Raw genomic sequence first — 25174 nt, forward strand, 5'->3', positions numbered from 1 at the left:
GATGGATCAACCGGAGGGTGGGGTGCAGGACAGGGCGCCCGGGAAATCCAAGAGATGTCCTACAGCCGCGCTGTCGCGGCGGGTCCACAGTCGAATGGATTGAAAGGTTACAGCCATGCGCACACCTGCCCAGATAGCCGGCCATCCGATCCACCCCATGCTGGTGACCATCCCGATCGGGTTGTGGATCTTCTCGCTCGTCTGCGATTTCGTGGCCTTGCGCTCCGGCGCGCCGGGCAGCTGGGAAATCGCCTCGTTCTATGCCATGGTCGGGGGCATCCTGGGGGCACTGGCGGCCGCCATCCCGGGGCTGGTCGACCTGATGTCGCTGCGCGACAAGCCGGTCTTCTCCACCGCGCTCACGCACATGGGCCTGAACCTCGCGATCGTGGTGCTGTACATCGTCAACGCCTGGCTGCGCTGGGCCGATGCAGCCACCGGCGGGACCCCGCTGATGCTGTCGCTGGTCGCCATCGCGATGCTGCTGGTGTCCGGCTGGCTGGGCGGCAAGATGGTGTACGAAGCCGGGGTCGGCGTGCACGCGGACGAAGCGACCGGCGCCGTGTCCGTCGATCGCTCGTGGAAGGAGCCGGCCGGTGCGCCGCGCGCGGGCTGGTCGCCGGCATCGGCGAGTCCGGATCGCGCCATGGCCAGCGACTCGGCGCGCCCGCGCGACACCGGTCGCACGGACAAGCCGACGGCGGACCGGTCGAGCGACAACCTGGGCAAGTAGCCGGGCGGTGCCCCGGATCCGCGCCGGGTGCGGGTGGCGGGCGTCCGCTACGCCGTGCCGCTGTCCTGCAGCAGCTCGCCGATCTGCCGGTCCTTGTCGCGCCAGAGCTGGTCCAGCCACTGGTGGAAGCTCGAGCGCAGCGCAGGGTCGCCCTCGTAGTTGCCGCTGCAGAACACCTCCGGTATCGGCAACTCGCGGATGCGCACCCGCACTTCGGGCACGCGCCCGCACAGGAAATCCCAGAACGTCGGCGCGCCACCCGGATAGACGATGGTCGCATCGACCAGGCTGCGGAACCGCGTGCCCAGCGCGCCCATGGCGAAGGCCAGCGCGCCGGCCCTGGGCTTGAGCAGGTGGCGGTAGGGCGAGGACTGGCCGCGGTGCTTGGCGGGGGTGAAGCGCGTGCCCTCGGCGAAGTTGGTCACGCTGGTGGGCGTCCGGGCGAACTTCTCGCAGGCCCGGCGCGTGGTTTCGGTGTCCTGGCGGCGCAGGCCCGGATTGGCGCGCAGCGCCGCCTTGCCATGGCGCCGCATGAAGGGGAAGTCCAGCGCCCACCAGGCCAGCCCGATCACCGGCACGTAGATCAACTGCTGCTTGAGGAAGAACTTGAGCAGCGGGATGCGCCCGCTCAGCACGCGCTGCAGCACGAAGATGTCGACCCACGACTGGTGGTTGCTGTTGACCAGGTACCAGCCGCCGGGCGCCAGGGCATCGGCGCCTTCCACGTCCCATCGCGTCGGCTGCGTCAGCCGCATCCAGCCCGTGTTGCAGGCGATCCAGGCGGTGGCCACCGCATTGAGCAGCCGGTCGAGGCGGCGGCGCGCCGGCTCGAAGGGCAGGGCCAGCTTCACGAGCGCCAGCACGAACAGCAGCAGGCACCAGAACAGCGTGTTGGCCGACAGCAGCAGGAAGGCGAAGGCGCCGCGCAGGTTCTCCAGCAATTTGCGCAAGATGGTCATCGCCGCCGATCGTACTGCCGCGGCTCGGCGAGCCCCGACGCGGGGTCATCCACGGCCTTGATCCTGCGCAATGGAGGGGCCGGGGTCCGGGCCGGCACACACCTGCGACATCCTTCACGCCTTCGGAGACCCCCGATCGCGCCGTGTCCGCATCGGGCGGCGGAACACGATCCGCACGCTAGCATGGCGGGCGCCAGGAACCTTCGATGTCCCGCGTCCCCTGCGCCCCCCGTCCACCCCACTGGCTCGCGGCGATCGCCGCGGGGCTGCTGCTGCCGTGCGCGGGTGCGCAGGACGGGTTGCCGCTCGCGCCCGTGGCGCCGTCCGGCGCGGTGATGCGGCCCGTGCCCGGCGTGCGGATCCAGTACGAGCCGCTCGCGGGCGAAACCGGCGTGCCAGGCGCCGGGCAGCTGGATGGCGCACTGGACACCGGCGCCGGCACGCTGCGCGGCGGCCTGCGCATAGACCCGGCGGCGCAGGCACCGCTGCAACGCCTGGATGCGAACTGGGAGGCGCGGCTGCCCGGCCCCTGGAAGACGCTGGTGCTGGGCGAAACCCACGGCAGCGGCGGTGGCTGGAGCCGGCCGGTGGCGCTGGCCGGGCTGCGCTTCGGCCGTCCGCTGGCGCTGCGTGCGCCCCCACCGGGTGCCGACACCGCCTTCGGGCTGCCGGCATCCACGGCCCCGGCGGCATCGTGGCCACCCGGTTTCGCGCAGCCGGAGGGAGCGCGCCTGCGCGACGTCGCCGGGATGGCAGCGCAGGACACGCGCGCGCTGCTCCGGCCCGGCTCGCTGTCCAGCGGTCCGCCGGTGCGCGGCCCCGAGTTGCTGCAGGCCGGCGCCACCGACTACGAAGTGGAACTGGGCCGCCTGCGCGACCAGCCGGGCGCCTGGGCGGCGGCGGCGTGGCGCATGGGACTGCGGCAAGGGCTGACCGCGGAGGCCCGCTCGGAGTGGATGGACACGCGCGTGGCGCACGGCCTGGAACTGGTGCAGTCCGTCGCCGGCGCGAAGCTGCATGCGAGCGTGGCGCAATCGGCCGGCCCGTCCGACACGGGGCTGCGCTGGGCGACGGGCCTGGCGCAAGGGGGCGAGGGTGGCCAGTGGAGCCTGGGCTGGGACGGCTCGGAGCGCGGGTACAGCCCGGCCGGCGGCGGCAGCGAGGCCCGTGCGGCCTGGCGCGCCGCCACCCGCTGGCCACTGGGGGACCGGGCCAGCGCCGACCTGAGCTACACGCGGTCGCTGGCCTGGGATGCCGGGGAGGCGGATTCGGCCCTCAAGCTGGCCGCGCAACTGCCCCTGGCGCGCCGGGCCAGCCTGTCGGTGGGCCTGTCGCTGCAGGACGGGGTGCAGGCGGGGTGGGGCGCGGCCCTGTCGCTGTCGCTGCCGCTGCAGCCCTGAGGCGCGCGCGACCGGCAGGCGGATGCCGCCGCCGGCACGCCCGGCTTACTTGACCAGCAGCACCGGCACCTGCGAGTCCACCAGCACGCGCTGGGCCACGCTGCCCATGACGGCGCGGCCGATCATGCCGTACCCGTGGGTGCCCATGACGATCATGTGCGCGTCGAAGCGCTTGGCCGCCCCGACGATCTGCGAGGCCGGCTCCCCCGACTTCCATTCGCAACGGAAGGCCAGGCCCTTGCGCTGGAGGAACTTGCGGATCGGCGCCAGCACCTTCTCGGCCTCTTCCTCCTGGTAGCTCTGGACCGCAGCCGAGCCGACCATGCTGCGCACGCGCGGCGGCATCGCCGGCTGTACGTTGACGACCAGGATCTCGTCGTCGGGGCCGGCCAGGGTCTCGTGCGCGACGAGGAAGGCCAGGGCCTTCTTGGTGTACTTGCTGCCGTCGGCGGCGAGGAGGATTCGCATCATGGCGGAAGGGTCCTTGTTGTCGATGGGGATCCGGCTAGCGTAGCACCAGCACCGGCAATTCGCCGCGCGTGAGCACGTGCTGGGTCTCGCTGCCAAGCAGCAGCCGGTGCAGCCCGCGCCGCCCGTGCGAGGCCATGACGACCAGGTCGCAGCGGTGCTTCTTCGCCGCTGCCAGGATCGCGTCGGCGATCGCATCCGACTGCGCGACCACGCCGTGTGCGAGCACCCCCGCGGCCCGTGCGGCCTGCACGGCGGCCTCCGTCACCGCCTGGCCCTTGTCGGCCCACTGGCCCTCGACTCGGGCGATCTCATCCGGCTCCAGCGCGACCGCGCCATGGAAGAAATCGGTGGGGTAGCGCGGCACCACGTGCAGCACCACCAGTTCGGCCCGCAGCGGCGCGGCGAGCGCAATGGCGGACTCGACGGCCTGGCGCGACACGGCCGAATCGTCGGTGGCGACGAGTATGCGTTGGTACATGGCGGCTCCTGCAGGCCGCAGGGTAGCGCAGGCCGCGCCGCCGGTGGCCGGGCCGCGTCAAGCCGCGCTGCCGCGGCACGGCCGGCACGGATGGGCCGGATCGGTTGACTTACGTCAATCGGGTGGCGCCGGGCGGCCGCTACCCTCCGCCGCATGCCGTCCGTACCCCTCGCACTGCCGATCGCTGCGGCCGCCCCGGGCGCCGGCCCGCCGGTGCTGGACGAGCCGGGCGCGTGGCAGGAATTCAGCCGTGCCGTGCCGGGCAGCGAGGGCCGGTGGGAGTCGTACATCGCCATCGAGGGCATGTATTGCGCCGCCTGCACGCTGACCATCGAGCAGGCGATCGGCGCCCTGCCGGGGGTGGATTCGGTGCAGGTCAACGGCACCGCCGCCACCGCCCGAGTGGTCTGGTCGCCGCAGCGCAGCCGGCCCTCCGACTGGTGGCGCGCGCTGGAGCGGGCCGGCTACCGCGGCCTGCCCGCCGGCGACGAGCTGCAGGCGCAGCCGCGCCAGCGCGAACGCCGGCGCCTGCTGTGGCGCTGGCTGGTGGCGGGCTTCTGCATGATGCAGGTGATGATGTACGCGGTGCCGGCGTACATCGCGCAGCCGGGCGAGATCACGCCCGACATCCAGGCGCTGCTGCGCTGGGCGTCGTGGATGCTCACCGTGCCGGTGCTGCTGTTCTCCTGCCAGACCTTCTTCGCCTCCGCCTGGCGCGACCTGCGCCACCGCCGCATCGGCATGGACGTGCCGGTGGCGCTGGGGATCCTGATCGCGTTCGGCGCCAGCAGCGCCGCCACCGTGGACCCGGGCGGGCCGCTGGGCAGCGAAGTCTGGTACGACTCCGTCACCATGTTCGTGTTCTTCCTGCTGTCCGGGCGCCTGCTCGAGCAGCGCCTGCGCGACCGCACCGCCGGCGCGCTGGAAGCCTTGATGCGCCGGCTGCCGGCCAGCGTGGAACGCCGGCGCGCGGATGGTTCCTTCGAGCGCGTGGCCGTGCGCCGCCTGCAGCCCGGCGACGTGGTGCGCGTGCTGCCGGGCGAGGCCTTCCCCGCCGATGGCACGGTGCTGGCGGGCGACAGCCGCGTCGACGAAGCGCTGCTGACCGGCGAATCCGAGCCGCTGCCGCGGCGCGCGGGCGACACGGTGATCGCCGGCAGCCACAACCTGTCGGCCGCGCTGCTGGTGGACGTGGAGAGGGTCGGCGAAGACACCCGCTATGCCGGCATCGTGGCCCTGATGGAACGCGCCTCCGTGGACAAGCCGCGGCTGGCCCGCCTGGCCGACCGGATCGCCGCGCCCTTCCTGCTGGCGGTGCTGGCGGCCGCGGCCGCCGCCGCCGCCGCGTGGTGGCCCTCCGGCCCCGGCCACGCACTGGGCATCGCCGTGGCCGTGCTGATCGTCACCTGCCCCTGCGCGCTGTCGCTGGCCACCCCGGCCGCCACGCTGGCCGCGGCCGGCGCGCTGGCGCGGCGCGGCATCCTGGTGCGGCGGCTGGAGGCGCTGGAGGACGCCGCCGCGATCGATACCGTGGTGTTCGACAAGACCGGCACGCTGACGCGCGACCGCATGTCGGTGACGGGGGTGCGCACCCGGGCCGGCTTCCCAGCCGGGGAGGCGCTGCAGGCCGCGTCGGCCCTGGCGAGCCAGTCGCTGCATCCGGCTTCGCGCGCGCTGGTCGCCGCCGGCGGCCCCGGCCCCTGGCAGGCCAGCGAGGTGCAGGAGGTCGCCGGGCAGGGACTGCAGGGCTGGGTGTCGGCGGGCGAGGGGCAGCCCCCGCAGCGCCTGCGCCTGGGTTCGGCCGCGCTGTGCGGCGCGCCCGACAGCCGCAGCGCGGTGGCCGAGGCGCACCTGGCCGACGAGCACGGCTGGCTGGCCACCTTCAGCCTGGACGAGTCCCTGCGCGACGATGCCGTGCCGGCGGTGGATCGCCTGCTCCGGCGGGGCCTGGGCGTGCAGCTGCTGTCCGGCGACCGCAACCGGGCGGTGCAGCGGCTGGCCCGGCGCGCCGGCATCGAATGGAGCCGGGGCCGGCAGTCGCCGGAAGACAAGCTGGAGCACGTGCGCTCGCAGCAAACCAGGGGGCGGCGCGTGGCGATGGTGGGGGACGGCCTGAACGACGGGCCGGTGCTGGCGCGCGCCGACGTTTCGTTCGCGATGGGGCAGGGCGCCCCGCTGGCCCGGTCGCGCTCCGATTTCGTGGTGCTGGGCGGGCAGCTCGATGCCGTGCCCGCAGTGCTGGCGATCGCCCACCGCACGCGCCGGATCGTGCGCCAGAACCTGGCCTGGGCGGCCGGCTACAACGCCGTGTGCGTACCGCTGGCGCTGGCCGGCTGGATGCCGCCCTGGCTGGCCGGCCTGGGCATGGCGGCGAGTTCGCTGCTGGTGGTCGCGAACGCCGCGCGTCTGTCGCGGCCGGAGCGCCCCATGCAGTCCCCAGCCCCAGCCCCTAGCCCCTAGCTCCTCCCCCCCCGTGGACATCCTCTTCCTCCTCATCCCACTGTCGGTCGTGCTCGGCCTGCTGATCCTGGGCGCCCTGGCGTGGGCGGTCTGGCGCGGGCAGTTCGAATCGGTCGACGCCGAAGCGCAGCGCATCCTCGACGAGGGCTGAGGCGCAGGGCGAAGAGCCAAGCCCGTTGACTTTCATCAACGGCACCCGCTCTTTCGACCCCGACACTCGAAGGGTCACGACAAGGTGTTTCCCCGATGAACCTCCAATCCTCCCCCGCCCAGTACCACGACACCGTGGTGCGGCAGTTCTCGCTGATGGCGGTCGTCTGGGGCGTGGTGGGCATGCTGGTCGGCGTGTTCATCGCGGCCCAGCTCGCCTGGCCGGAACTGAACTTCGGCATTCCCTGGCTCAGCTACGGGCGCCTGCGCCCGCTGCACACCAACGCGGTGATCTTCGCGTTCGGCGGCAGCGCGCTGTTCGCCACCAGCTACTACGTGGTGCAGCGCACCTGCCACGTCCCGCTGTTCATGCCGAAGCTGGCCGCCTTCACCTTCTGGGGCTGGCAGGTGGTGATCCTGGCGGCGGCCATCAGCCTGCCGCTGGGCTACACCCAGGCCAAGGAATACGCGGAACTGGAGTGGCCGATCGACATCCTGATCACCGCCGTGTGGGTGGCGTATGCCATCGTGTTCTTCGGCACCATCGGCGTGCGCAAGGTGCGTCACATCTACGTGGCCAACTGGTTCTTCGGCGCCTACATCATCGCCATCGCCCTGCTGCACCTGGTCAACAGCGCGGCGATCCCGGCCGGCTGGATGAAGTCCTACTCGGCCTACGCCGGCGTGCAGGACGCGATGGTGCAGTGGTGGTACGGCCACAACGCGGTGGGCTTCTTCCTGACCGCCGCCTTCCTGGGGATGATGTACTACTTCATCCCCAAGCAGGCCGAGCGCCCGGTCTACAGCTACCGGTTGTCGATCGTGCACTTCTGGGCGCTGATCTTCACCTACATGTGGGCGGGCCCGCACCACCTGCACTACACCGCGCTGCCGGACTGGACCCAGTCGGTCGGGATGATGTTCTCGCTGATCCTGCTGGCGCCCAGCTGGGGCGGGATGATCAACGGCATGATGACGCTGTCGGGCGCCTGGCACAAGCTGCGCGACGACCCGGTGCTGCGCTTCCTGATCGTGTCGCTGTCGTTCTACGGCATGAGCACCTTCGAGGGCCCGATGATGTCGATCAAGACGGTGAACGCGCTGTCGCACTACACCGACTGGACGGTCGGCCACGTGCACGCCGGCGCGCTGGGATGGGTCGGGTTCATCACCATGGGCTCGCTGTACTACCTGATCCCGCGCCTGTTCGGCCAGAAGAAGATGTACTCGGTGCCGGCCATCGAACTGCACTTCTGGATCGCCACCATCGGCGTGGTGCTGTACATCGCCGCGATGTGGATCGCCGGCGTGATGCAGGGCCTGATGTGGCGCGCCATCAACGCCGACGGCACCCTGACCTACACCTTCGTCGAATCGGTCAAGGCGAGCTATCCCTTCTACGTGATCCGCGTGCTCGGCGGCCTGCTGTACCTGGGCGGCATGCTGGTGATGGCGTGGAACACCTGGATGACGGTGGCCGGCGGGCGCGCGGTGCGCGTCAACGTGCCCGCGCCGCAGGCCGCCTGACCCAAGGGAACCCCCATGAGCCAAAACGCCAATCCCCAAGCCGGTTTCAGCCACGAGAAGGTCGAGACCAGCAACTTCCTGATGATCGTGCTGATCCTGCTGGTCGTCGCCATCGGCGGCCTGGTGGAGATCGTGCCGCTGTTCTTCCAGAAGTCGACCACCGAGCCGCTCCAGGGCGTCAAGCCCTACACCGCGCTGCAGCTGGCCGGCCGCGACGTCTACATCCGCGAGGGCTGCTACAACTGCCACTCGCAGATGATCCGGCCGTTCCGCGCCGAGACCCTGCGCTACGGCCACTACTCGATGGCCGGCGAATTCGTCTACGACCGCCCGTTCCAGTGGGGCAGCAAGCGCACCGGCCCCGACCTGCACCGCGTGGGCGGCAAGTACAGCGACGAGTGGCACCGCATCCACCTGGTCAACCCGCGCGACGTGGTGCCCGAGTCCAACATGCCCGCCTACCCCTGGCTGGAGAAGAACGCCGCCGACGCCGGCAGCATCGCCACCCACATGAAGGCGCTGCGTGCGGTCGGCGTGCCCTACACCGACCAGGAGGTCGCCGAGGCGCCGGCGCAGCTCAAGGGCAAGACCGAGATGGACGCGCTGGTGGCCTATCTGCAGTCGCTGGGGCTGGCATTGAAGTGACCCCCATCGGATCGTTCCCGCGAAGGCGGGAATCCACGGACGACACCGCGGCTCACGCGTGGACCCCGGCTTGCGCCGGGACGACACGGAGGGTCGGACGTGGATCCCGGCTTTCGCCGGGATGACCAAGGAGAGACGAAACATGGAATTCGACGTCACCACCCTGCGCATCGCGGCCACCCTGGCCTCGTTCGGCACCTTCATCGCCATCGCCGCCTGGGCCTACGCCCGGCGCAACCGCAGCCGCTTCGACGAGGCGGCCGACATTCCCTTCCAGCACGACTAAAGCCGAGGACGTCATGAGCGACTTCACGGGCCATTTCTGGTCGGTCTACGTGGCCGGCATCACCCTGGCCGGCATCCTCGGCTGCCTGGTCCTGCTGTGGCTGACCGCACGCAAGAAGGTGCCCGCCACCACCGACAACACCACCGGCCACGTCTGGGACGGGGACCTGACCGAGATGAACAACCCCATGCCGCGCTGGTGGATGTGGCTGTTCGTGATCACCGTGATCTTCTCCCTGCTGTACCTGGTGGCCTATCCGGGCCTGGGCAGCTACCAGGGTGAGCTGGCCTGGAGTTCGAAGTCCGAGTACGAGAAGGAAGTGGACCGGGCCAACCGGGAGCTGGCGCCGCTGTACGCCCAGTTCTCGGCGCGCAAGTCCGAGGAGGTGGCGGGCGACCCGCAGGCGATGGCCATCGGCGAGCGCCTGTTCATGAACAACTGCGCCCAGTGCCACGGCTCCGATGCCCGCGGCAGCAAGGGCTTCCCGAACCTGACCGATGCCGACTGGCTGCACGGCGGCTCGCCGGCCAAGATCGCCGAGACCATCAAGGCCGGCCGTGTCGGGGCCATGCCGCCGATGGCGGCGGCGGTGGGCAGCGCGGACGACGTGAAGAACGTGGCGCACTATGTGCTGTCGCTGTCCAACAGCCCGCACGACTCGCTGCGCGCGCAGCTGGGCAAGGCCAGGTTCGCCGCCTGCGCCGCCTGCCACGGCATGGACGGCAAGGGCAACCCCGCCCTGGGCGCGCCCAACCTGGCCGACGACACCTGGCTGCACGGCTGGGGCGAGCAGGCGGTCGTCAACATCGTCACCCAGGGCAAGACCAACACCATGCCCGCGCAGGAAGGCAAGCTGACCGACGCCCAGATCCACGTGCTGGCGTCCTACGTCTGGGGCCTGTCCAACAAGCCTGCACCCGCGAAGCCTTGACCCGGGCCTGCGGCGTCCCCCGCCCGGGGGGGCGCCCGCCACCCGATGGAGCCGGTTCCGCGGTCGCAGCGGAACCGGAGCGGAGATCGGGGAAATCGGGCTGTTTCCTCGTGACCTTGACTTAACGCAAGCCCCCGGGCCGGGGCACGGGCACGATGCGGTGGTCGGTGAACAGCCCTGCCGCGATGAACCAGAAAGTCATTCCGATCCAGCCCCTCCCGCCGTCCGGCGAACCGCCCCAGGCGCAGTCGCTGTACGAGGCGCAGAAGAAGATCTACCCGAAGTCGGTCACCGGCCTGTTCGCCCGCTGGCGCTGGGTGTTCGTCTGGCTGACGCAACTGGTGTTCTACGGGCTGCCCTGGCTGCCCTGGGCCACCGAGGCCGGCGCCCGCCAGGCGGTGCTGTTCGACCTGGCGGCGCGGCGCTTCTACCTGTTCGGGTACGTGCTGTACCCCCAGGACTTCATCTACCTGACGGCGCTGCTGGTGATCAGCGCACTGTCGTTGTTCCTGTTCACCGCGGTGGCCGGGCGGCTGTGGTGCGGCTTCGCCTGCCCGCAGACGGTCTACACCGAGATCTTCCTGTGGATCGAACGCAAGGTGGAGGGCGACCGCCAGCGCCGCATGAAGCTGGATGCCGGCGGTATCTCGGCCGGCAAGCTGGGCAAGAAGTCGCTCAAGCACTTCGTGTGGATCTCGGTGGCGCTGTGGACCGGCTTCACCTTCGTCGGCTACTTCACGCCGGTGCGCGAGCTGGGCGGCGAGATGCTGGCGGGCCGCATGGGTTCCTGGGAGGTGTTCTGGGTGCTGTTCTACGGCTTCGCCACCTACGGCAACGCCGGCTTCCTGCGCGAGCAGGTGTGCAAGTACATGTGCCCGTACGCGCGCTTCCAGGCCGCGATGTTCGACAAGGACACCCTGATCGTCAGCTACGACGCCGCCCGCGGCGAACCGCGCGGCTCGCGCGGGCGCAAGGCCGACTTCGCCGCCCAGGGGCTGGGCTCCTGCGTCGACTGCACGCTGTGCGTGCAGGTCTGCCCGACCGGCATCGACATCCGCCAGGGGCTGCAGTACGAGTGCATCAGCTGCGCCGCCTGCGTGGACGTGTGCGACAGCGTGATGGACAAGATGGACTACCCGCGCGGGCTGATCCGGTTCACCACCCAGAACGCGCTGGCCGGCAAGGGCGGCGGGCGCGACGTGCTGCGCACCATCCTGCGACCGCGCGTGCTGGCCTACACCACCATCCTGGCGGCGTTGTCGATGGGCCTGGCCATCCACCTGGCCACGCGCACGCCGCTGAAGGTGGACGTGGTGCGCGACCGCGCCGCCCTCTCGCGCATCGTCGGCGGCGGCAAGCTGGAGAACGTCTACCGGCTGCAGCTGATGAACGCCACCGAGGAGACCCAGCGCTACCGCATCGGGGCCGAGGGGCTGGCCGGGCTCGAGGTCGCGTCCGACAACGAAGTGACCATCGGTCCCGCCGAGTCCCGCTGGGTGGCCGTGCGCGTGCAGATCCCGTACGGATCGGCCGATCCGGGCTCGCACACGATCCACTTCACGGTCGAGGCCGGCGGCGGCGACGCGCAGGTGCGCGAGAAGTCCGTTTTTCTCGTCCCCCGTTGAAGGAGTCCGCATGAAATCCGCAGACCAGACGACGCAGCCGCCCACCCGGCCCTGGTGGAAGCAGGGAGTGGTGTGGGGCCTGATCGCCGGCCCGGCCCTGGTGGTGGTCGCGGGCGTGATCACCACCGCGATCGCCGCCGTCGGCGCCGACTCGCTGGTGCCGGTCGACCACGTCCGGCGCAGCGTGAAGATCGACGCGCAATCGGGCAGCGAGCGGGCCCACATGCCCGCGCACCAGGCGCGCAACCACGCCGCGACCCCGACCGACCGGCCCTGAGCAGCCGCCATGGACGCGCACAAGCTCATGCGGATCGGCTGGCCGTCGTTCCTGGCCGCATGCGTGCTGCAGCTGGTGGTGTTCGCGCTGGTCGACCCGCTGGAGCTGCAATGGGCCGGCCGGGAGCTCGCCTGGTCGCGCCAGGCCGTCTACGCGGGCGGATTCTTCCTGTTCTGGGGGGCCACCCTGCTGTCCAGTGCCCTGACGGCGCTGCTCGGGACACCCAGGTCCGAGCTCGACCGCGCCGTGGAGTGACGCCGGCGGCGGCGCGGTCGCACCCGGTCCGGGGGGCCGCGCTCTTCAGGGCTGTTAAATTCAGCCTTGATGCCTTCCTCGGTCACCCTGCAAAGCGACGACGTCGTGGCCGCCCGCCTGGCCGGGCTGCTCGACTCGGCCATGGACGCCATCCTGTCCGTGGACCAGCAACAGAACGTCGTCCTGTACAACCGTGCCGCCGAAAAGATCTTCGGCTGGAGCGCCGACGAGATCCGCGGCCGCCCGCTGAGCCTGCTGATGCCGGCGCGCTTCCGGGCCGGCCACGCGGCGTCGGTGCAGCGCTTCGGCAAGACCGGGGTGACCTCGCGCCGCATGGGCGACGGCACCGTGATCATGGGGCAGCGCAAGAACGGCGAGGAGTTCCCGATGGAGGCGGCGATCTCCCAGCTGGACACCTCGGAGGGCAAGCTCTACACCGTGATCCTGCGCGACATCACCGAGCGGCTGCGCGCGCGCGAGGAGCTGGCCACCTTCGCGGCCGAGGCCAGCGGCGTGCGCGAGCAGGAGAAGACCCGGATCGCCCGCGAGCTGCACGACGAGCTGGCGCAGTCGCTCACCGCCCTGAAGATGGACACCATCTGGGTGCGCGACAACCTGGCGGCCGACCCGGCCGGCGCCACCGCCCGCCTGTCGCAGATGCTGGCGATGCTCGATGCCAGCGTGGCGGCCACCCGCCGCATCGCCGCCGACCTGCGGCCGCTGGTGCTGGACGACCTGGGCCTGGCGCCGGCGATCGAGTGGCTGGTGCAGAACTTCAGCCAGCGCACCGGCGTGCCCTGCGACCTGGACATCGACGAGGAGCTGGAGCTGCAGGAGCCCTATGCCACCGCGGTGTTCCGCATCGTGCAGGAGTCGCTGTTCAACGTCGGCAAGCATGCGCAAGCCGGCAGCGTGCAGGTGCGGGTGGCGCGCGAAGGCGGCGAGATGGTGCTGAGCGTGCAGGACGACGGCGTCGGCTTCCAGGTGTCCGACCCGCGCAAGCCGCAGTCGCTCGGCCTGGTGGGCCTGCGCGAGCGCGCCCACCTGCTGCAGGGCAAGCTGGACGTGGCCAGCACGCCGGGGCAGGGCACCCGGGTGGAAGCCCGCATCCCGGTGCGGGAGGCGGCGTGATCCGGCTCGTGCTGGCCGATGACCACGCGATCGTGCGCGAAGGCCTCAAGCGCATCGTCGCCGAGGCCGGCGACCTGCAGGTGGTGGGCGAGGCCGCCGACGGCACCGAGGTCATGCAGCGGGTGCGCGAGCTCGATTTCGAGGTGCTGGTGCTGGACCTGTCCATGCCCGGGCGCAGCGGCATGGAGCTGATCAAGCTGGTCAAGGCCGAGAAGCCCCGCCTGCGCATCCTGGTGCTGTCCATGCACCAGGAGACCCAGTACGCGGTGCGCGCCATCAAGGCCGGCGCCAGCGGCTATCTCACCAAGGAAAGCGCGCCCGCCCAGCTGGAGCAGGCGCTGCACAAGATCGCCGGCGGGGGCGCCTACATCAGCGCCGAAGTGGCCGAGCAGCTGGCGCTGGGCGCCATGCCCGGCGGCACGGCGGCGGCCCCACACGAATCGCTGTCGCACCGCGAGTTCGAGGTGATGCGCCGGCTGGCGGCCGGCGAGTCGGTCACCGACATCGCCACCGCGCTGAACCTGTCGGTCAAGACCGTCAGCACCCACAAGGCCAACCTGATGGCCAAGCTGGGCCTGCAGAACCAGACCGAGCTGGTGCGCTACGCGCTCAAGCACGGGCTGATCGAGCTGGGCTGAGCCTTTCAGCCGCCGGTGGCGCCGTACGCCGGGCGCGCGCGCAGCCTGGCCAGCTGCCCCGAAGGGTCGAACAGCAGCACCAGTTCGGGGGTGGCCCGCGCGTCGCCCTTGCCCCGGGTCCGGTAGACCCAGACCTCGTAGCCGCTGTCGAAGCGCAGGACCTCCGCCGGACCGAGGCGCGCCTGGACCTCGGACCTGGCCTGGCCCTGGGAGAGCAGCTGGGCGGCCGTCGGCACCATCAGCTGCGGATCGGCGAAGGGGTGGTCCGGCTCGTCGGGGTCGAACCAGCCGCCCCGCGTCGCGCAGCCGGCCAGCAGCAGGGCAGCCAGCAGGGCGGCCAGGGCATTCGAGTCAATCGGGCGCATGGCGATCCTCCATGTAATCGAACACCACCCGGGTGTCGTCGGGCCAGCCGGCATCGGCCAGGGGCAGGAAGTAGGTGCGGTCCAGCAGGACCTCGCAGTCGCAGTACGGCAGTTCGCGCGCCAGGTCGCTCTCGTCGATGCCCCCGGCCCACAGCCGCGCGGCCGGCACCATCTCGCGCCGCGGACCGGATTCCAGCGTCACCCCGAAGATCGGCCGGTCGGCGAAGAACAGGTAGCGGTTGCCCTCGCTGCCGCAGTACGCCGGCGTGGTCGACAGCTCGGAGAAGAGGCGCGTGATGAACGAGGGGCTGTTGGAGTACAGGCCCGCCTCCATGCCGACGCGGCACTCCAGCCGCAGGTCGCCCAGGCGGCGCGTGCCGGGCGGCAGCCCCGGCGTGCGCACCTCGGCGCGCCAGGTCATGGTCAGTGCCTTGCGGTCGGGCGTGACCTTGGCGTCCTCCGCCCAGGCCTTGTCGTCGCGCGGCAGCTCGAAGGTCCGGTCCGGCGCCACCTGCAGCGGGATCTCCACCGTACGGCCCAGCACCAGCAGCTCCAGCCGGTCGAGGTCCACGCCGCGCTTGCGCGGCAGCAGCTTGAACCGCAGCCGGCCCTCGGGCGAGCGCGCGCGCTCGCGCTCGAACAGGTCCATGCCGCGGACCATGCGGCGGTACGACTTCTCGACCGGGTCCTCGACGGCGTCGTAGGTGATGGTCACGCCGGGCAGCGCGTCGCGCCCGCCCGTGCCCTGCTGTGCGGCGGCGGGCAGGGGTTGCAGCGCGCCCGCCAGTGCGAGCGCGATCGCGGGCGCCAGGGCCCGCAGGCTGCGCGTGGCCCGCATCGACGGCGGCCCGCTCAGCGGTTCTGGCGCGACTTCCAGTTGGCGTAGGCCTCGTCCATGCGCCCCCGCCGGCCCGGGTCGGCATCGGGGTCGGCGTCCATGGACCGGCCCGGGGCGCCCATGGCGCGCGCGTCGCCGCGGTCGCGGGCCGCCTTTGCGTGGCGTTCGCCGGATCGCTTGTCCGCCTTTCTCGCCTGCCGGTCGTCGGCCCTGCTGGCGTCGCGGGCGGCCTCCCTGGACTCGCCCCGGGCCCTGTCGAACGTGCGCCGTGCCGCATCGCCGACCTTGTCGGCGGCGCTGCGCACCTTCTCGCCGAAGGTGCGGCCGTCGGCGGCCGCGTCGGCCGCGGCATGCTCGCCCGGCGTCTGGGAGCCGTCCCGGGCCTGCGCCCAGGCGCCGCCGCTGGCGGCCAGCACGGCGGCCAGCACGATGGGGGTGATCTTCATGGGCAATCCTTTCCAGGGCGTTGTGCGACCTCCATCTGAAACGGCGCCGGCATGCAGCCGTGTCGGAGGCGTTTGCGAGGCCGTGTCGGGCGGCGCTTCGAGCGCGTGCAGGCGGTCGATGACCCGCCCGCGGCCGGCAGGGGGATCCGGGGGCGCCGACGCGCCTGGCTCGGCGGGCCTAGGAGTTTTCCTAGCCGGGCTAGGAGCCGGCGCCTGCGCATTCCGGAGTCCTCCTAGCCGCACATTCATCCTGCGCCGATGGCCCCGGGGCGGCCCGGCGGGCACAGTACATCCCATGGCAAACGCCCCCCTCCCCGTGAGAGTCTTCCTGGCCGACGACTCGGCTCCCATCCGCCAGCGCGTGGCCGAGATGCTGGCCGTGCGCGCGATGGACATCGTCGGCGAGGCGGAAACACCCCGGGCCTCGATCGAAGGCATCCTGGCCGCCCACCCCGATGTGGTGGTGCTCGACGTGCAGCTCGAGGGCGGCACCGGCCTGGAGGTCCTGCGCGCCGTGCGCGAGGCCAATCCCGGCATCGCCTTCGTCGTGTTCTCCAACAACTCCGCGCCGGCCTATCGCAAGCGCTACCTGGGCGAGGGTGCCCGCTGCTTCCTCGACAAGAGCAGCGAGTTCGACCGGCTCGCCAGCGCCGTGGCGGAAGCCTCCGCCGTGCGCGTGCACTGATTTCCAAGCCTCCACGAAGAAAGACCGCCATGACCACCGCCACCCTCGAAGCCCGCCGTCCCGAGCCGACCCAGGTGATTGCCCTGCGGGAGGCCCGCGGCAGCGCGCCGGCGCCGCTGACGACCCTGTGCTCGAGCTGCCACCTCAAGGACATCTGCCTGCCCTGCGGGCTGACCGGCAACGAGGTGGAGCGCCTGGACGGCCTGCAGTTCGCGCGCCGCAAGGTCAAGGCCGGCCAGACCCTGTATCGCCAGGGCGACGCATTCCACTACATCTACGCGGTGCGCAGCGGCACCTTCAAGTCCAGCCTGATGCTGCCGGACGGCCGCGAGCAGGTCACCGGCTTCCACATGGCCGGTGAACTGATGGGCCTGGACGGCCTGGCCCAGGGCCATCACGCCAGCAGCGCCACCGCGCTGGAGGATGCCGAGATCTGCTCCATCCCGTACGCCCAGCTGGCCGAGCTGTCGAGCGCCAGCATGAACCTGCAGATGGTGGTCAGCCGCCTGATGAGCCGCGAGATCGTGCGCGAGCACAACCTGATGGTGCTGCTGGGCAGCATGAACGCCGAGGAGCGCCTGGCCGCCTTCCTGCTCAACATCTCGCAGCGCATGAAGGCGCGCGGCTACTCGCCGCACGAGTTCCACCTGCGCATGACCCGTGCCGAGATCGGCAGCTACCTGGGCATGAAGCTGGAGACGGTCAGCCGCACCTTCTCGGCCTTCCAGCAGCAGGGGCTGCTGGAAGTGGACAAGCGCCACATCCGCATCCTGGACCTGGCCGGCCTGACGCGCGCGTTCGAGCTGCGGGTGCAGTGAAGGAGACGAAGATGGCCACCCCCGGCACCTCCCTGCAGGTCCTGCGCGACGAGCACGGCGCCGTCGCCGCGGTCCTGCGGTCCATGCTGATGATGATCGAGCAGGGCCCCGGCGACGCCCCCGAGCGCTTCTTCGACGTGCTGCGGGCCATGTTGTTCTACATCGACGAGTTCCCGGAAAAGCTGCACCACCCGAGCGAATCCAACCTGCTGTTCCCCAAGCTGGCGCGTGCCCGGCCCGACCTGATGCCGGTGATCCGGCAACTGGAGGCCGAGCACATGGAAGGCGAGGGCCGCGTGCGCGAACTGCAGCACCTGCTGATGGCCTGGGAGCTGATCGGCGACGCCCGCCGCGACGCGTTCGAGGAGGCCGCCAGGCGCTACGTCGATTTCTACCTCGGCCACATGCGGCTGGAGGAGAGCCAGCTGCTGCCCGCTGCCAAGGCCTGCCTGACGGCGCAGGATTGGGCCGAACTCGACGCCGAGTTCGCCGAGGGGCGCGACCCGCTGATCGCCCGCGATCGCGATCCCGGCTATGACCGCCTGTTCACCCGCATCGTGATGAACGCCCCGGCCCCGATCGGTGTCGGTCCTGCGCTGGAGAAGGCCGAGGCCTGAACCGGCCACGACGAGGCCACAATGGCCGCATGCAATTGCGACCCCTCGGCCAATCCCCCCTGAAGGTCTCGCCGCTGTGCCTGGGCGGCAACGTGTTCGGCTGGACGGCCGACGAGAAGACCTCCTTTTCGCTGCTCGATGCCTGGGTCGACGCCGGCTTCAACTTCATCGACACCGCCGATGTCTACTCGACCTGGGTGCCGGGGCACGTCGGCGGCGAGTCCGAAACCGTCATCGGCCGGTGGCTGGCCCAGGGCGGGCGGCGCGACAGGGTGGTGATCGCCACCAAGGTGGGCATGGACATGGGCCAGGGCCGCGTCGGCCTGAAGCCGGCGCGCATCCGCGAAGCGGTCGAGCAGTCGCTGCGCCGCCTGCAGGTGGACTGCATCGACCTGTACCAGGCGCACAAGGACGACGAGGACACGCCGCTGGAGGAAACGCTGGAGGCCTTCGGCGCGCTGGTCAAGCAAGGCAAGGTGCGCGCGATCGGCGCGTCCAACTACGGCGCCGCGCGCCTGTCGCAGGCACTGGAGGCGAGCCGCCGGCTCGGCCTGCCGCGCTACGAGAGCCTGCAGCCGCTCTACAACCTGTACGACCGCGCGGCGTTCGAGAAGGAGCTTCGGCCGCTGTGCCAGGGCGAGGGCATCGGCGTCATCAGCTTCCATGCGCTCGCCGCGGGCTTCCTCACCGGCAAGTACCGCAGCGAGGCCGATGCGGGAGCGAGCGTGCGCGGCGCCAGCACCACCAAGAAGTACCTCAACGAGCGGGGCCTGAGGATCCTCTCGGCGCTGGACGAGGTGGCCGCCCGCGCCGGCTGCAAGCCGGGGCAGGTGGCCGTGGCCTGGGCGATGGCACAGCCGGGCATCACCGCACCGATCGCCAGCGCCACCTCGCTGCCACAGCTGCAGGAACTGCTGGCCGCCACCCGCCTGAAGCTGGACGACGAAGCGCTGCAGCGCCTGGACGCCGCCAGCCGCGAGGACTGACCGCAGCCTCGGCGGCGATCAGCCGGCGCCGGGATCCGGGCCGCCCGCCTCCGGCCCTGCCATCGGCAGCCGCACCGTGAACTCCGAGCCGCGCCCATGGCCGGCGCTGCGCACCTGCACGATGCCCCGGTGCAGCCGCACCACCTCGTGCACCACTGCCAGGCCTATGCCCATGCCGCCCGGCTCCATCTGCTCGGCGCGCGGGTCGCGGGTGAACAGGTCGAAGATGCGCGGCAGCACGGCCGGGTCGATGCCGATGCCGGTGTCCTCCACCCGCAGCACGGCCTGGTCGGCTTCCTGGGTGGCCTTGCACCACACGCGTCCGCCGGCCGGCGTGTACTTGATCGCATTGGCCATCAGGTTGTTGAGCACCTGCTGGAAGCGCTCCCGGTCGATGGCCACGCACAGCGGAACGGGCGGCAGCACCGCCTCGAGCTGCACGCCCCGCTGCAGGGCGGCTTCGCGGTGCCCGAGCACGCAGTCCTCCACCAAGGGACGCAGGTCCACCCGCTGCAGGTTGAGCTCCACCCGGCCGGTGTCCAGCCGCGCGGCCTCCATCAGGTCGTCGGCGAGCCGGCGCAGGGTGGCGATCTGGCTCTTCATGATGGCGGCCACGCGCTGCAGGCGCTCGTCGCCGCCCACGCGCTCGAGGATCTGGGCCGACGACTGCAGGGGCGACAGGGGGTTGCGCAACTCGTGGCCCAGCGAGCGCAGGAACTGGGCGGTGCGCTCGCGGGCGCGGTCGGCTTTCTCCAGGTCGTTCTCCAGCGACTCGAGCTGCATGCGCAGGTCGGTGCGGTCGCGCAGCACCTTGACGAAGCCCAGCACTTCGCCCGCGTCGCCGCGGATCGCGACGACCGTTCCGGTGACCCAGATGTTCGTGCCGTCCTTGCGCCGGTGCCAGCGGTCGTCCTCGGAGCGGCTGTCGCGCAGCGCCACCGCCAGTTCGTGGCGGTCCAGCCCGCGGGCGCGGTCTTCTTCGGTGAAGACCACGGAAACCGGCATCCCCTGGACCTCGGCTGCGCTGTAGCCCAGGATGGCTTGCGCCGCGCCATTCCATCCGATGATGAGGCCGTCCGGGTCGGTCACGATGAAGGCGTATTCCCGGGTCTGGGCCAGGAACAGCTGGTGCAGGAGTTCCGCACGGCGCGGCGCAGGGGTGTCGGTCATGGGCAGGCAGGTGGCACGAGAGCCACGCTAGCCGACTCGGGCGGCGGCCTGCGTCAGCCGGGACCGGATTCGGGGCCGGGCGAACGGCGCAAGAGCCGCTCCGCGGCCGAGGCGCGCAGCGCCGGTGCCGGGCTGCCCTGCCCGTGTGCGTTCAACGGCGTCGTTGCGGCGCCGCTGCGGCCGCGTCGGGATTGCGCGGCGGCAGGTGGCGGAACATGATGCGGCCCTTGTTCAGGTCGTAGGGCGACAGCTCCAGCGTGACGTAGTCGCCGGCGATGATGCGGATGTGGTGCTTGCGCATCTTGCCGCCGCTGTAGGCGACCAGGTTGTGGCCGTTTTCCAGCACGACGCGGTAGCGCGAGTCGGGCAGCACTTCCTCCACCCGTCCTCGCATTTCGATCAGTTCTTCCTTGGCCATGGACTTCCTTTGCTCAATTGCGAATCTGCGTCCCGCGCCGTGCGCGGAGTCGGCGTGCAGGCCCGTGCCCATGGCCCCTGCCGGCGTGCCGCGCGGCGGCAGGACACTTGCACAGGGCTTAGGAAGGGTTGAGGGGCCGGCACCAAGCCGGGGCGTGGCAGGACCGTTCGCGCGTGCGGGCCCGTCCTGCGTACGGCCCGCGCGCAGGCGGGCCTGGGTCAGCCCGCATTTTAAACGCCGCGCGCTCATCGCGCAGGCCGCCTCCTCGTGAGGCGCCGAGGGGGCAGGAGGCTGCCTCAGTTGGCGGCCGCCGCGGTCCAGCCGCCGCCCAGCGCGCGGTACAGCAGCACCCGGTTCTGCAGTTGCGCCAGGCGCACCTGGATCTCGGCCTGGCGAGCCGAGAACAGCGAGCGCTGCGCATCGAGCAGGTCGAGCGTGCTGGCCACCCCGGCGTCGAAGCGCATCTGCGACAGGCGCGCGCGAACCGTCTCGGCCTGCGCGACCCTGGATTGCGCCTGCAACTGGTCGCCCAGCGTGGCGCGGCCGGCCAGCGCATCGGAGACCTCGCGGAAGGCCGACTGGATGGCGCGCTCGTACTGCGCCACCGCGATGTCGCGTCCGACCTGGGCCGAGCGCAGGCCGGCCTCGTTGCGGCCGGCGTCGAAGATCGGCTGCAGCAGCGAAGGCGCGATGGTGTAGGCCCAGGAGCCGCCGCCGTCGAACAGGCCGGACAGCTGGCTGCTGGCACGGCCGGCGCTGGCGGTGAGCGTGATGCGCGGGAAGAAGGCCGCGCGCGCCGCGCCGATGTTGGCGTTGGCCGCCACCAGCAGCTGCTCGGCCTGGCGCACGTCGGGGCGTTGCACCAGCACGTCCGAGGGCATCCCGGCCGGCACGTCCGGCAGCGCGACCGCCGCCAGGGTGGTGCCGGTCTGGAAGCCCGCCGGCAGGGCGCGCCCGACGAGCAGGCCGAGTGCGTTCAGGTCCAGCGCGCGCTGGCGCTGCTGCTGGGCCAGCGCGGCGCGGGCGGTTTCGGCCAGCGACTCGGCGCCGCGCAGGTCCAGCTCGGACGACACGCCGTTGTCGAAGCGCAACTGGATCAGGCGCAGCGATTCCTCGCGCGTGGCCAGCGTCTGGCGGGTCAGCGCCAGCAGTTCCTCGTCGGCGACGAGGGCAAGCCAGGTGCTGGCGACGGCGCCCACCAGCGTGACCTGTGCGGCCTTGCGGCCCTCTTCGGTGGCCAGGTACTGCGCCAGTGCCGCTTCCGACAGGCTGGCGATGCGGCCGAAGAAGTCCAGTTCCCAGGTGGTGAGCGCCAGGCCGGCCTGGAAGCTCGAGACCTGCTCGCGGGTGGTGGGGCTGGGCGCGCGGCTGGCATTGATGCCGATGCCCACGGTCGGCAGCCGGTCGGCGCGGCGGATGTCGTACTGGGCGCGGGCCTGCTCGATGTTCAGCACCGCCATCCGCAGGTCGCGGTTGTCGGCCAGCGCGGTGTCGATCAGTCCGCGCAGCCTGTCGTCGGCGAAGAAGCGTTGCCACTCGAGCGTGCGGGCAGGAGTGCCCTCGGCTGCCGCGGCGTAGGGGAAGGCGGCCGGCACCGGCGCCGGCGGCCGCTCGTACGTCGGCATGAACGAGCAGCCGGCCAGCACGGCCGCGGCCACGGGCGCGGTCAGGGTTTTCATGCGCAGCGGCCTCATACCTGGTCTCCCGCGCGGGCACCCGCCGGCAGCTCGGGGCCGCCCAGCTCGTGCGTGTACAGCTTGTTCTGCCGCTCGCTGCCCCTGAAGAAACTGCGCACCACCACGAAGAACACCGGCACGAAGAACACGGCCAGCGTGGTGCCGGTGAGCATGCCGCCCAGCACGCCGGTCCCGATGGCCCGCTGGCTGGCCGAGCCTGCGCCCGTGGCGATCGCCAGCGGCAGCACGCCCAGGCCGAAGGCCATGGAGGTCATGATGATCGGCCGGAACCGCAGGTGCGCGGCCTCCAGCGCCGCCGAGATCACGTTCTTGCCCTGGGCCTGCAGGTCCTTGGCGAACTCGATGATCAGGATGGCGTTCTTGGCCGACAGGCCGATGATGGTGATCAGCCCGACCTGGAAGTACACGTCGTTGGCGTAGCCGCGCAGCAGCGTGGCCAGCAGCACCCCCAGCACGCCCAGCGGCACCACCAGGATCACCGCCAGCGGGATCGACCAGCTCTCGTACAGCGCCGCCAGGCACAGGAACACCGCCAGGATCGCGAAGCCGTACAGGATCAGCGCCTGCGCGCCGGCCAGCTTCTCCTCGCGCGACTGGCCGGTCCACTCGAAGCCGAAGCCGGCCGGCAGCTGCGCCGCCAGCCGCTCCATCTCCTCCATCGCGGCGCCGCTGCTGTAGCCGGGCGCGGCCATGCCCGAGAGGCGCATGGCGGGGTAGCCGTTGTAGCGGATCGCCTGCATCGGGCCGGTGGCCCAGCGCGTGGTGGCGAAAGCCGACAGCGGCACCGGCTTGCCCTGGTTGTTCAGGGCGTTGAGGCGCAGCAGGTCTTCCGGCTGCATGCGCGCCGGCGCATCGGCTTGCACGATCACCCGCTGCAGCCGCCCGCGGTTGGGGAAGTCGTTGATGTAGGACGAGCCGAGCGAGGTGGACAGCGCCGAATTGATCGCATCGAACCCCACGCCCAGCGCCTGGGCCTTCTCGCGGTCGATGTCCACCTGCAGCTGCGGCGCGTCCTCCAGGCCGTCCGGGCGCACCTGGGTCAGCACCTTGCTCTGCGCCGCCAGCCCGAGCAGCTGGTTGCGTGCGGCCACCAGCGCCTCGTGCCCGTTGCCGCCGCGGTCCTGCAGCCGGAAGGTGAAGCCCGAAGCCGTGCCGAGCTCGGGGATGGGCGGCGGGCTGAGCGGGAAGATGAACGCATCGCGGATCGCGGAGAGCGCGCCGAACGCGCGGCCGGCCAGCGCCTGCGCCGACTGGCTGGCCTCGGTGCGCTCGTCCCAGGGCTTGAGCGTGATGAAGGCGATGCCGGCGTTCTGGCCCTGGCCGGAGAAGGAGAAGCCCAGCACGCTGACCATGCTCTGCACCTCCGGCTGCTGGAGCACCCAGCCCTCCACCTGCTCCATCACCTCGCGCGTGCGCTGGGCGGTGGCGCCCGGCGGCAGCTGCACGTTGACCAGCATGTTGCCCTGGTCCTCCTGCGGCAGGAAGGACGTGGGCAGCCGGGTGTAGACCAGCGCGGCGGCGGCCGCGATGGCCCCGTACAGGATCAGGTACCAGGGCGCCCGGCGCAGCATGCGCGCCACCAGCCCCTCGTAGCCATGCGCCGTGCGCTTGAACGAGCGGTTGAACCAGCCGAAGAAGCCGCGCTTCTCGACGTGGTGGCCGGCCTCCACCTGCTTGAGCAGGGTGGCGCACAGGGCGGGCGTGAGCGACAGCGCCATGAAGGCCGAGAACGCGATCGAGGACACCATCACGGCGGCGAACTGGCGGTAGATGTTGCCGGTGGAGCCGGCGAAGAAGGCCAGCGGCACGAACACCGAGATCAGCACCACGGTCACGCCGATGATGGCGCCCTGGATCTGGCCCATGGCCTTGCGCGTCGCCTCGCGCGGCGGCAGGCCTTCCTCGCTCATGATGCGCTCGACGTTCTCCACCACCACGATGGCGTCGTCCACCACGATGCCGATCACCAGCACCATGCCGAACATGGTCAGCACGTTGATCGAGAAGCCCAGCGCCAGCAGGGTGGCGAAGGTGCCCAGCAGCGCCACCGGCACCACCAGGGTCGGGATCAGGGTGTAGCGCCAGTTCTGCAGGAACAGGAACATCACCAGGAACACCAGCGCCACCGCCTCCAGCAGCGTCACCACCACCTGGGTGATGGAGATGCGGATGAAGCGCGAGCTGTCGTACGGGATCTCCCACTTCATGCCGGGCGGGAAGTAGGCCGCCAGCTCGCCCATGCGGGTGCGGATCAGGTCGGCCGTCTCCAGCGCATTGCCGCTGGGCGACAGCTGCACGCCCATGCCGGTGGACGGCTTGCCGTTCAGGCGGGCCGAGGTGGCGAAGGTCTGCGCGTTCAGCTCGACCCGGGCCACGTCCTTCAGCCGCACGGTGGAGCCGTCGGTGTTGGCGCGCAGCACGATGTTGCCGAACTGCTCCGGCGTGGTCAGCTGGCCTGGCACCACCACGGTGGCGGCGATGCCCTGGCCGGCGACGTTGGGCAGTTCGCCGATGGAGCCGGAGGACACCTGTGCGTTCTGGGCGCGGATGGCGGCGTTGACTTCGGCGGTGGACAGGCTGTAGCCGACCAGCTTCTGCGGGTCGATCCAGATGCGCATCGCCGCCTCGGTGCCGAACAGCTGCGCCTGGCCGACGCCGGGGATGCGCTGGATCTCGGGCAGCACGTTGCGCGAGGCGTAGTCGCCCAGCTGCACCGGGGTGAAGTTCGGGTCGTCCGACGAGATGATCGTGAACAGCAGGAAGTTGGAGCGGGCCTTGTCGACCCGCACGCCCTGCTGCGTCACGGCCGAGGGCAGGCGCGGCGTGGCGCGCGAGAGGCGGTTCTGCACGTCCACCTGCGCCAGGTCGGGGTTGGTGCCCGGCTCGAAGCTGAGCGTGATCTGGCCGGTGCCGTTGGCCTGGGTGACCGACTCCATGTAGATCAGGCCGGGCGAGCCGTTCATCTCCTGCTCGACCACGCTGATCACGCTCTCCTCCATGGTGGTGGCGGAGGCGCCGGGATAGGTGGCGGAGATGACGATGGACGGCGGCGCGACCGGCGGGTACTGCGCGATCGGCAACTGCGTGATCGCCACGGCCCCGAGCACGATGACGAAGAGCGCGATCACCCACGCGAAGATGGGCCGGTCGATGAAGAACTTGGCCATG

At 71.2% G+C, this 25174-nt stretch carries 27 protein-coding genes; 17 read left to right on the top strand and 10 right to left on the bottom strand.

Translation table 11 applies throughout. The features are described from left to right. Positions 1 to 115: 115 nt before the first annotated feature. Complete coding sequence (locus V6M57_RS05415; protein WP_332813965.1) at positions 116 to 733, top strand: DUF2231 domain-containing protein; 618 nt, start codon at positions 116 to 118, stop codon at positions 731 to 733. 47 nt (positions 734 to 780) lie between these two features. On the opposite strand, the gene V6M57_RS05420 is transcribed toward V6M57_RS05415, so the two are convergent. Further along, positions 781 to 1686 (bottom strand): acyltransferase, encoded by a 906-nt coding sequence (locus V6M57_RS05420; protein WP_442968782.1) that lies wholly within the window; start codon positions 1684 to 1686, stop codon positions 781 to 783. A 212-nt stretch (positions 1687 to 1898) separates the two neighbouring features. Here V6M57_RS05420 and V6M57_RS05425 point away from each other — a divergent pair, with 212 nt between their 5' ends. Further along, a complete protein-coding gene (locus tag V6M57_RS05425; RefSeq protein WP_332813967.1) occupies positions 1899 to 3092 on the top strand; it encodes a hypothetical protein in 1194 nt (397 codons plus the stop codon). Between the two features lie 45 nt (positions 3093 to 3137). On the opposite strand, the gene V6M57_RS05430 is transcribed toward V6M57_RS05425, so the two are convergent. Next, positions 3138 to 3563, bottom strand: a complete 426-nt coding sequence (locus tag V6M57_RS05430) for a universal stress protein (protein ID WP_332813968.1) — start codon at positions 3561 to 3563, stop codon at positions 3138 to 3140. 34 nt (positions 3564 to 3597) lie between these two features. Then, entirely contained in the window at positions 3598 to 4041 is a 444-nt protein-coding gene (locus V6M57_RS05435) for a universal stress protein (protein WP_332813969.1), read from the bottom strand. A 153-nt stretch (positions 4042 to 4194) separates the two neighbouring features. Between V6M57_RS05435 and V6M57_RS05440 the strand changes: the two genes are divergently transcribed. The 11 genes from V6M57_RS05440 to V6M57_RS05490 all read left to right on the top strand — a co-directional run bounded on the left by V6M57_RS05440 (position 4195) and on the right by V6M57_RS05490 (position 13966). Next, the gene (locus tag V6M57_RS05440) at positions 4195 to 6501 is read left to right on the top strand and encodes a heavy metal translocating P-type ATPase (RefSeq protein ID WP_332813970.1); all 2307 of its coding nucleotides are present in this window, start codon (positions 4195 to 4197) and stop codon (positions 6499 to 6501) included. 13 nt (positions 6502 to 6514) lie between these two features. Further along, positions 6515 to 6652 (top strand): cbb3-type cytochrome oxidase assembly protein CcoS, encoded by a 138-nt coding sequence (gene ccoS, locus V6M57_RS05445; RefSeq protein ID WP_271235053.1) that lies wholly within the window; start codon positions 6515 to 6517, stop codon positions 6650 to 6652. Positions 6653 to 6747: 95 nt separating this feature from the next. Then, on the top strand, positions 6748 to 8178 hold the full coding sequence (ccoN, locus tag V6M57_RS05450; protein ID WP_332813971.1) for a cytochrome-c oxidase, cbb3-type subunit I: 1431 nt from the start codon (positions 6748 to 6750) through the stop codon (positions 8176 to 8178). Positions 8179 to 8193: 15 nt separating this feature from the next. Then, the gene (ccoO, locus tag V6M57_RS05455) at positions 8194 to 8823 is read left to right on the top strand and encodes a cytochrome-c oxidase, cbb3-type subunit II (protein WP_332813972.1); all 630 of its coding nucleotides are present in this window, start codon (positions 8194 to 8196) and stop codon (positions 8821 to 8823) included. A 142-nt stretch (positions 8824 to 8965) separates the two neighbouring features. Then, positions 8966 to 9109 carry a cbb3-type cytochrome oxidase subunit 3 gene (locus V6M57_RS05460; RefSeq protein WP_332813973.1) on the top strand — a complete coding sequence of 48 codons (144 nt, stop codon included), beginning with the start codon at positions 8966 to 8968 and terminating at the stop codon, positions 9107 to 9109. A gap of 13 nt (positions 9110 to 9122) precedes the next feature. Continuing rightward, on the top strand, positions 9123 to 10040 hold the full coding sequence (ccoP, locus tag V6M57_RS05465; RefSeq protein ID WP_332813974.1) for a cytochrome-c oxidase, cbb3-type subunit III: 918 nt from the start codon (positions 9123 to 9125) through the stop codon (positions 10038 to 10040). 185 nt (positions 10041 to 10225) lie between these two features. After that, the gene (ccoG, locus tag V6M57_RS05470) at positions 10226 to 11665 is read left to right on the top strand and encodes a cytochrome c oxidase accessory protein CcoG (protein WP_332813975.1); all 1440 of its coding nucleotides are present in this window, start codon (positions 10226 to 10228) and stop codon (positions 11663 to 11665) included. Positions 11666 to 11675: 10 nt separating this feature from the next. Further along, positions 11676 to 11942 (top strand): nitrogen fixation protein FixH, encoded by a 267-nt coding sequence (locus V6M57_RS05475; RefSeq protein WP_332813976.1) that lies wholly within the window; start codon positions 11676 to 11678, stop codon positions 11940 to 11942. Positions 11943 to 11951: 9 nt separating this feature from the next. After that, entirely contained in the window at positions 11952 to 12197 is a 246-nt protein-coding gene (locus V6M57_RS05480; RefSeq protein ID WP_332813977.1) for a hypothetical protein, read from the top strand. A 69-nt stretch (positions 12198 to 12266) separates the two neighbouring features. Then, entirely contained in the window at positions 12267 to 13328 is a 1062-nt protein-coding gene (locus V6M57_RS05485) for a sensor histidine kinase (RefSeq protein WP_332813978.1), read from the top strand. Then, on the top strand, positions 13325 to 13966 hold the full coding sequence (locus V6M57_RS05490) for a response regulator transcription factor (protein ID WP_332813979.1): 642 nt from the start codon (positions 13325 to 13327) through the stop codon (positions 13964 to 13966). The genes V6M57_RS05485 and V6M57_RS05490 overlap by 4 nt, the downstream gene beginning before the upstream one ends. A 5-nt stretch (positions 13967 to 13971) precedes the next feature. Here V6M57_RS05490 and V6M57_RS05495 read toward each other — a convergent pair whose 3' ends face one another. Genes V6M57_RS05495 through V6M57_RS05505 form a run of 3 tightly spaced genes read right to left on the bottom strand, consistent with a single transcriptional unit; the run spans position 13972 to position 15615 of the window. Then, positions 13972 to 14331, bottom strand: a complete 360-nt coding sequence (locus V6M57_RS05495; protein ID WP_332813980.1) for a hypothetical protein — start codon at positions 14329 to 14331, stop codon at positions 13972 to 13974. Beyond that, positions 14318 to 15169: a hypothetical protein gene (locus V6M57_RS05500; protein ID WP_332813981.1), complete on the bottom strand. Its 852-nt coding sequence runs from the start codon at positions 15167 to 15169 to the stop codon at positions 14318 to 14320. The genes V6M57_RS05495 and V6M57_RS05500 overlap by 14 nt, the downstream gene beginning before the upstream one ends. A 14-nt stretch (positions 15170 to 15183) precedes the next feature. Further along, positions 15184 to 15615, bottom strand: a complete 432-nt coding sequence (locus V6M57_RS05505) for a hypothetical protein (RefSeq protein WP_332813982.1) — start codon at positions 15613 to 15615, stop codon at positions 15184 to 15186. A 295-nt stretch (positions 15616 to 15910) separates the two neighbouring features. On the opposite strand from V6M57_RS05505, the gene V6M57_RS05510 reads away from it, so the two are divergent. The 4 genes from V6M57_RS05510 to V6M57_RS05525 are packed head-to-tail and all read left to right on the top strand — an operon-like array spanning position 15911 to position 18721. Then, positions 15911 to 16300: a response regulator gene (locus V6M57_RS05510; protein WP_332813983.1), complete on the top strand. Its 390-nt coding sequence runs from the start codon at positions 15911 to 15913 to the stop codon at positions 16298 to 16300. Between the two features lie 29 nt (positions 16301 to 16329). Further along, positions 16330 to 17118 carry a fumarate/nitrate reduction transcriptional regulator Fnr gene (fnr, locus tag V6M57_RS05515; RefSeq protein ID WP_332813984.1) on the top strand — a complete coding sequence of 263 codons (789 nt, stop codon included), beginning with the start codon at positions 16330 to 16332 and terminating at the stop codon, positions 17116 to 17118. 11 nt (positions 17119 to 17129) lie between these two features. Then, positions 17130 to 17735: a hemerythrin domain-containing protein gene (locus V6M57_RS05520; RefSeq protein ID WP_332813985.1), complete on the top strand. Its 606-nt coding sequence runs from the start codon at positions 17130 to 17132 to the stop codon at positions 17733 to 17735. 29 nt (positions 17736 to 17764) lie between these two features. Further along, entirely contained in the window at positions 17765 to 18721 is a 957-nt protein-coding gene (locus V6M57_RS05525) for an aldo/keto reductase (protein ID WP_332813986.1), read from the top strand. A gap of 18 nt (positions 18722 to 18739) precedes the next feature. On the opposite strand, the gene V6M57_RS05530 is transcribed toward V6M57_RS05525, so the two are convergent. From V6M57_RS05530 to V6M57_RS05545, 4 genes are all read right to left on the bottom strand, one after another. Then, entirely contained in the window at positions 18740 to 19891 is a 1152-nt protein-coding gene (locus V6M57_RS05530) for a PAS domain-containing sensor histidine kinase (RefSeq protein WP_332813987.1), read from the bottom strand. Between the two features lie 151 nt (positions 19892 to 20042). After that, a complete protein-coding gene (gene infA, locus V6M57_RS05535; RefSeq protein WP_332813988.1) occupies positions 20043 to 20309 on the bottom strand; it encodes a translation initiation factor IF-1 in 267 nt (88 codons plus the stop codon). A 296-nt stretch (positions 20310 to 20605) separates the two neighbouring features. After that, complete coding sequence (locus V6M57_RS05540; protein WP_332813989.1) at positions 20606 to 21988, bottom strand: efflux transporter outer membrane subunit; 1383 nt, start codon at positions 21986 to 21988, stop codon at positions 20606 to 20608. Positions 21989 to 21999: 11 nt separating this feature from the next. Next, positions 22000 to 25173 (bottom strand): efflux RND transporter permease subunit, encoded by a 3174-nt coding sequence (locus V6M57_RS05545; protein WP_332813990.1) that lies wholly within the window; start codon positions 25171 to 25173, stop codon positions 22000 to 22002. Between the last annotated feature and the right edge of the window lies 1 nt (position 25174).

It is taken from the genome of Ramlibacter sp., from assembly GCF_036676645.1.
Classification (GTDB): Bacteria; Pseudomonadota; Gammaproteobacteria; order Burkholderiales; family Burkholderiaceae_C; genus Ramlibacter.

Excerpts from the sequence above, each read along its gene's own strand:
- V6M57_RS05415 (WP_332813965.1), top strand. The coding sequence starts at position 116 with ATGCGCACACCTGCCCAGATAGCCGGCCATCCGATCCACCCCATGCTG.
- V6M57_RS05425 (WP_332813967.1), top strand. The coding sequence starts at position 1,899 with ATGTCCCGCGTCCCCTGCGCCCCCCGTCCACCCCACTGGCTCGCGGCG.
- V6M57_RS05430 (WP_332813968.1), bottom strand. The coding sequence starts at position 3,563 with ATGATGCGAATCCTCCTCGCCGCCGACGGCAGCAAGTACACCAAGAAG.
- V6M57_RS05435 (WP_332813969.1), bottom strand. The coding sequence starts at position 4,041 with ATGTACCAACGCATACTCGTCGCCACCGACGATTCGGCCGTGTCGCGC.
- V6M57_RS05440 (WP_332813970.1), top strand. The coding sequence starts at position 4,195 with ATGCCGTCCGTACCCCTCGCACTGCCGATCGCTGCGGCCGCCCCGGGC.
- ccoN (WP_332813971.1), top strand. The coding sequence starts at position 6,748 with ATGAACCTCCAATCCTCCCCCGCCCAGTACCACGACACCGTGGTGCGG.
- ccoO (WP_332813972.1), top strand. The coding sequence starts at position 8,194 with ATGAGCCAAAACGCCAATCCCCAAGCCGGTTTCAGCCACGAGAAGGTC.
- V6M57_RS05460 (WP_332813973.1), top strand. The coding sequence starts at position 8,966 with ATGGAATTCGACGTCACCACCCTGCGCATCGCGGCCACCCTGGCCTCG.
- ccoP (WP_332813974.1), top strand. The coding sequence starts at position 9,123 with ATGAGCGACTTCACGGGCCATTTCTGGTCGGTCTACGTGGCCGGCATC.
- ccoG (WP_332813975.1), top strand. The coding sequence starts at position 10,226 with ATGAACCAGAAAGTCATTCCGATCCAGCCCCTCCCGCCGTCCGGCGAA.
- V6M57_RS05475 (WP_332813976.1), top strand. The coding sequence starts at position 11,676 with ATGAAATCCGCAGACCAGACGACGCAGCCGCCCACCCGGCCCTGGTGG.
- V6M57_RS05480 (WP_332813977.1), top strand. The coding sequence starts at position 11,952 with ATGGACGCGCACAAGCTCATGCGGATCGGCTGGCCGTCGTTCCTGGCC.
- V6M57_RS05485 (WP_332813978.1), top strand. The coding sequence starts at position 12,267 with ATGCCTTCCTCGGTCACCCTGCAAAGCGACGACGTCGTGGCCGCCCGC.
- V6M57_RS05495 (WP_332813980.1), bottom strand. The coding sequence starts at position 14,331 with ATGCGCCCGATTGACTCGAATGCCCTGGCCGCCCTGCTGGCTGCCCTG.
- V6M57_RS05500 (WP_332813981.1), bottom strand. The coding sequence starts at position 15,169 with ATGCGGGCCACGCGCAGCCTGCGGGCCCTGGCGCCCGCGATCGCGCTC.
- V6M57_RS05505 (WP_332813982.1), bottom strand. The coding sequence starts at position 15,615 with ATGAAGATCACCCCCATCGTGCTGGCCGCCGTGCTGGCCGCCAGCGGC.
- V6M57_RS05510 (WP_332813983.1), top strand. The coding sequence starts at position 15,911 with ATGGCAAACGCCCCCCTCCCCGTGAGAGTCTTCCTGGCCGACGACTCG.
- fnr (WP_332813984.1), top strand. The coding sequence starts at position 16,330 with ATGACCACCGCCACCCTCGAAGCCCGCCGTCCCGAGCCGACCCAGGTG.
- V6M57_RS05520 (WP_332813985.1), top strand. The coding sequence starts at position 17,130 with ATGGCCACCCCCGGCACCTCCCTGCAGGTCCTGCGCGACGAGCACGGC.
- V6M57_RS05525 (WP_332813986.1), top strand. The coding sequence starts at position 17,765 with ATGCAATTGCGACCCCTCGGCCAATCCCCCCTGAAGGTCTCGCCGCTG.
- V6M57_RS05530 (WP_332813987.1), bottom strand. The coding sequence starts at position 19,891 with ATGACCGACACCCCTGCGCCGCGCCGTGCGGAACTCCTGCACCAGCTG.
- infA (WP_332813988.1), bottom strand. The coding sequence starts at position 20,309 with ATGGCCAAGGAAGAACTGATCGAAATGCGAGGACGGGTGGAGGAAGTG.
- V6M57_RS05540 (WP_332813989.1), bottom strand. The coding sequence starts at position 21,988 with ATGAAAACCCTGACCGCGCCCGTGGCCGCGGCCGTGCTGGCCGGCTGC.
- V6M57_RS05545 (WP_332813990.1), bottom strand. The coding sequence starts at position 25,173 with ATGGCCAAGTTCTTCATCGACCGGCCCATCTTCGCGTGGGTGATCGCG.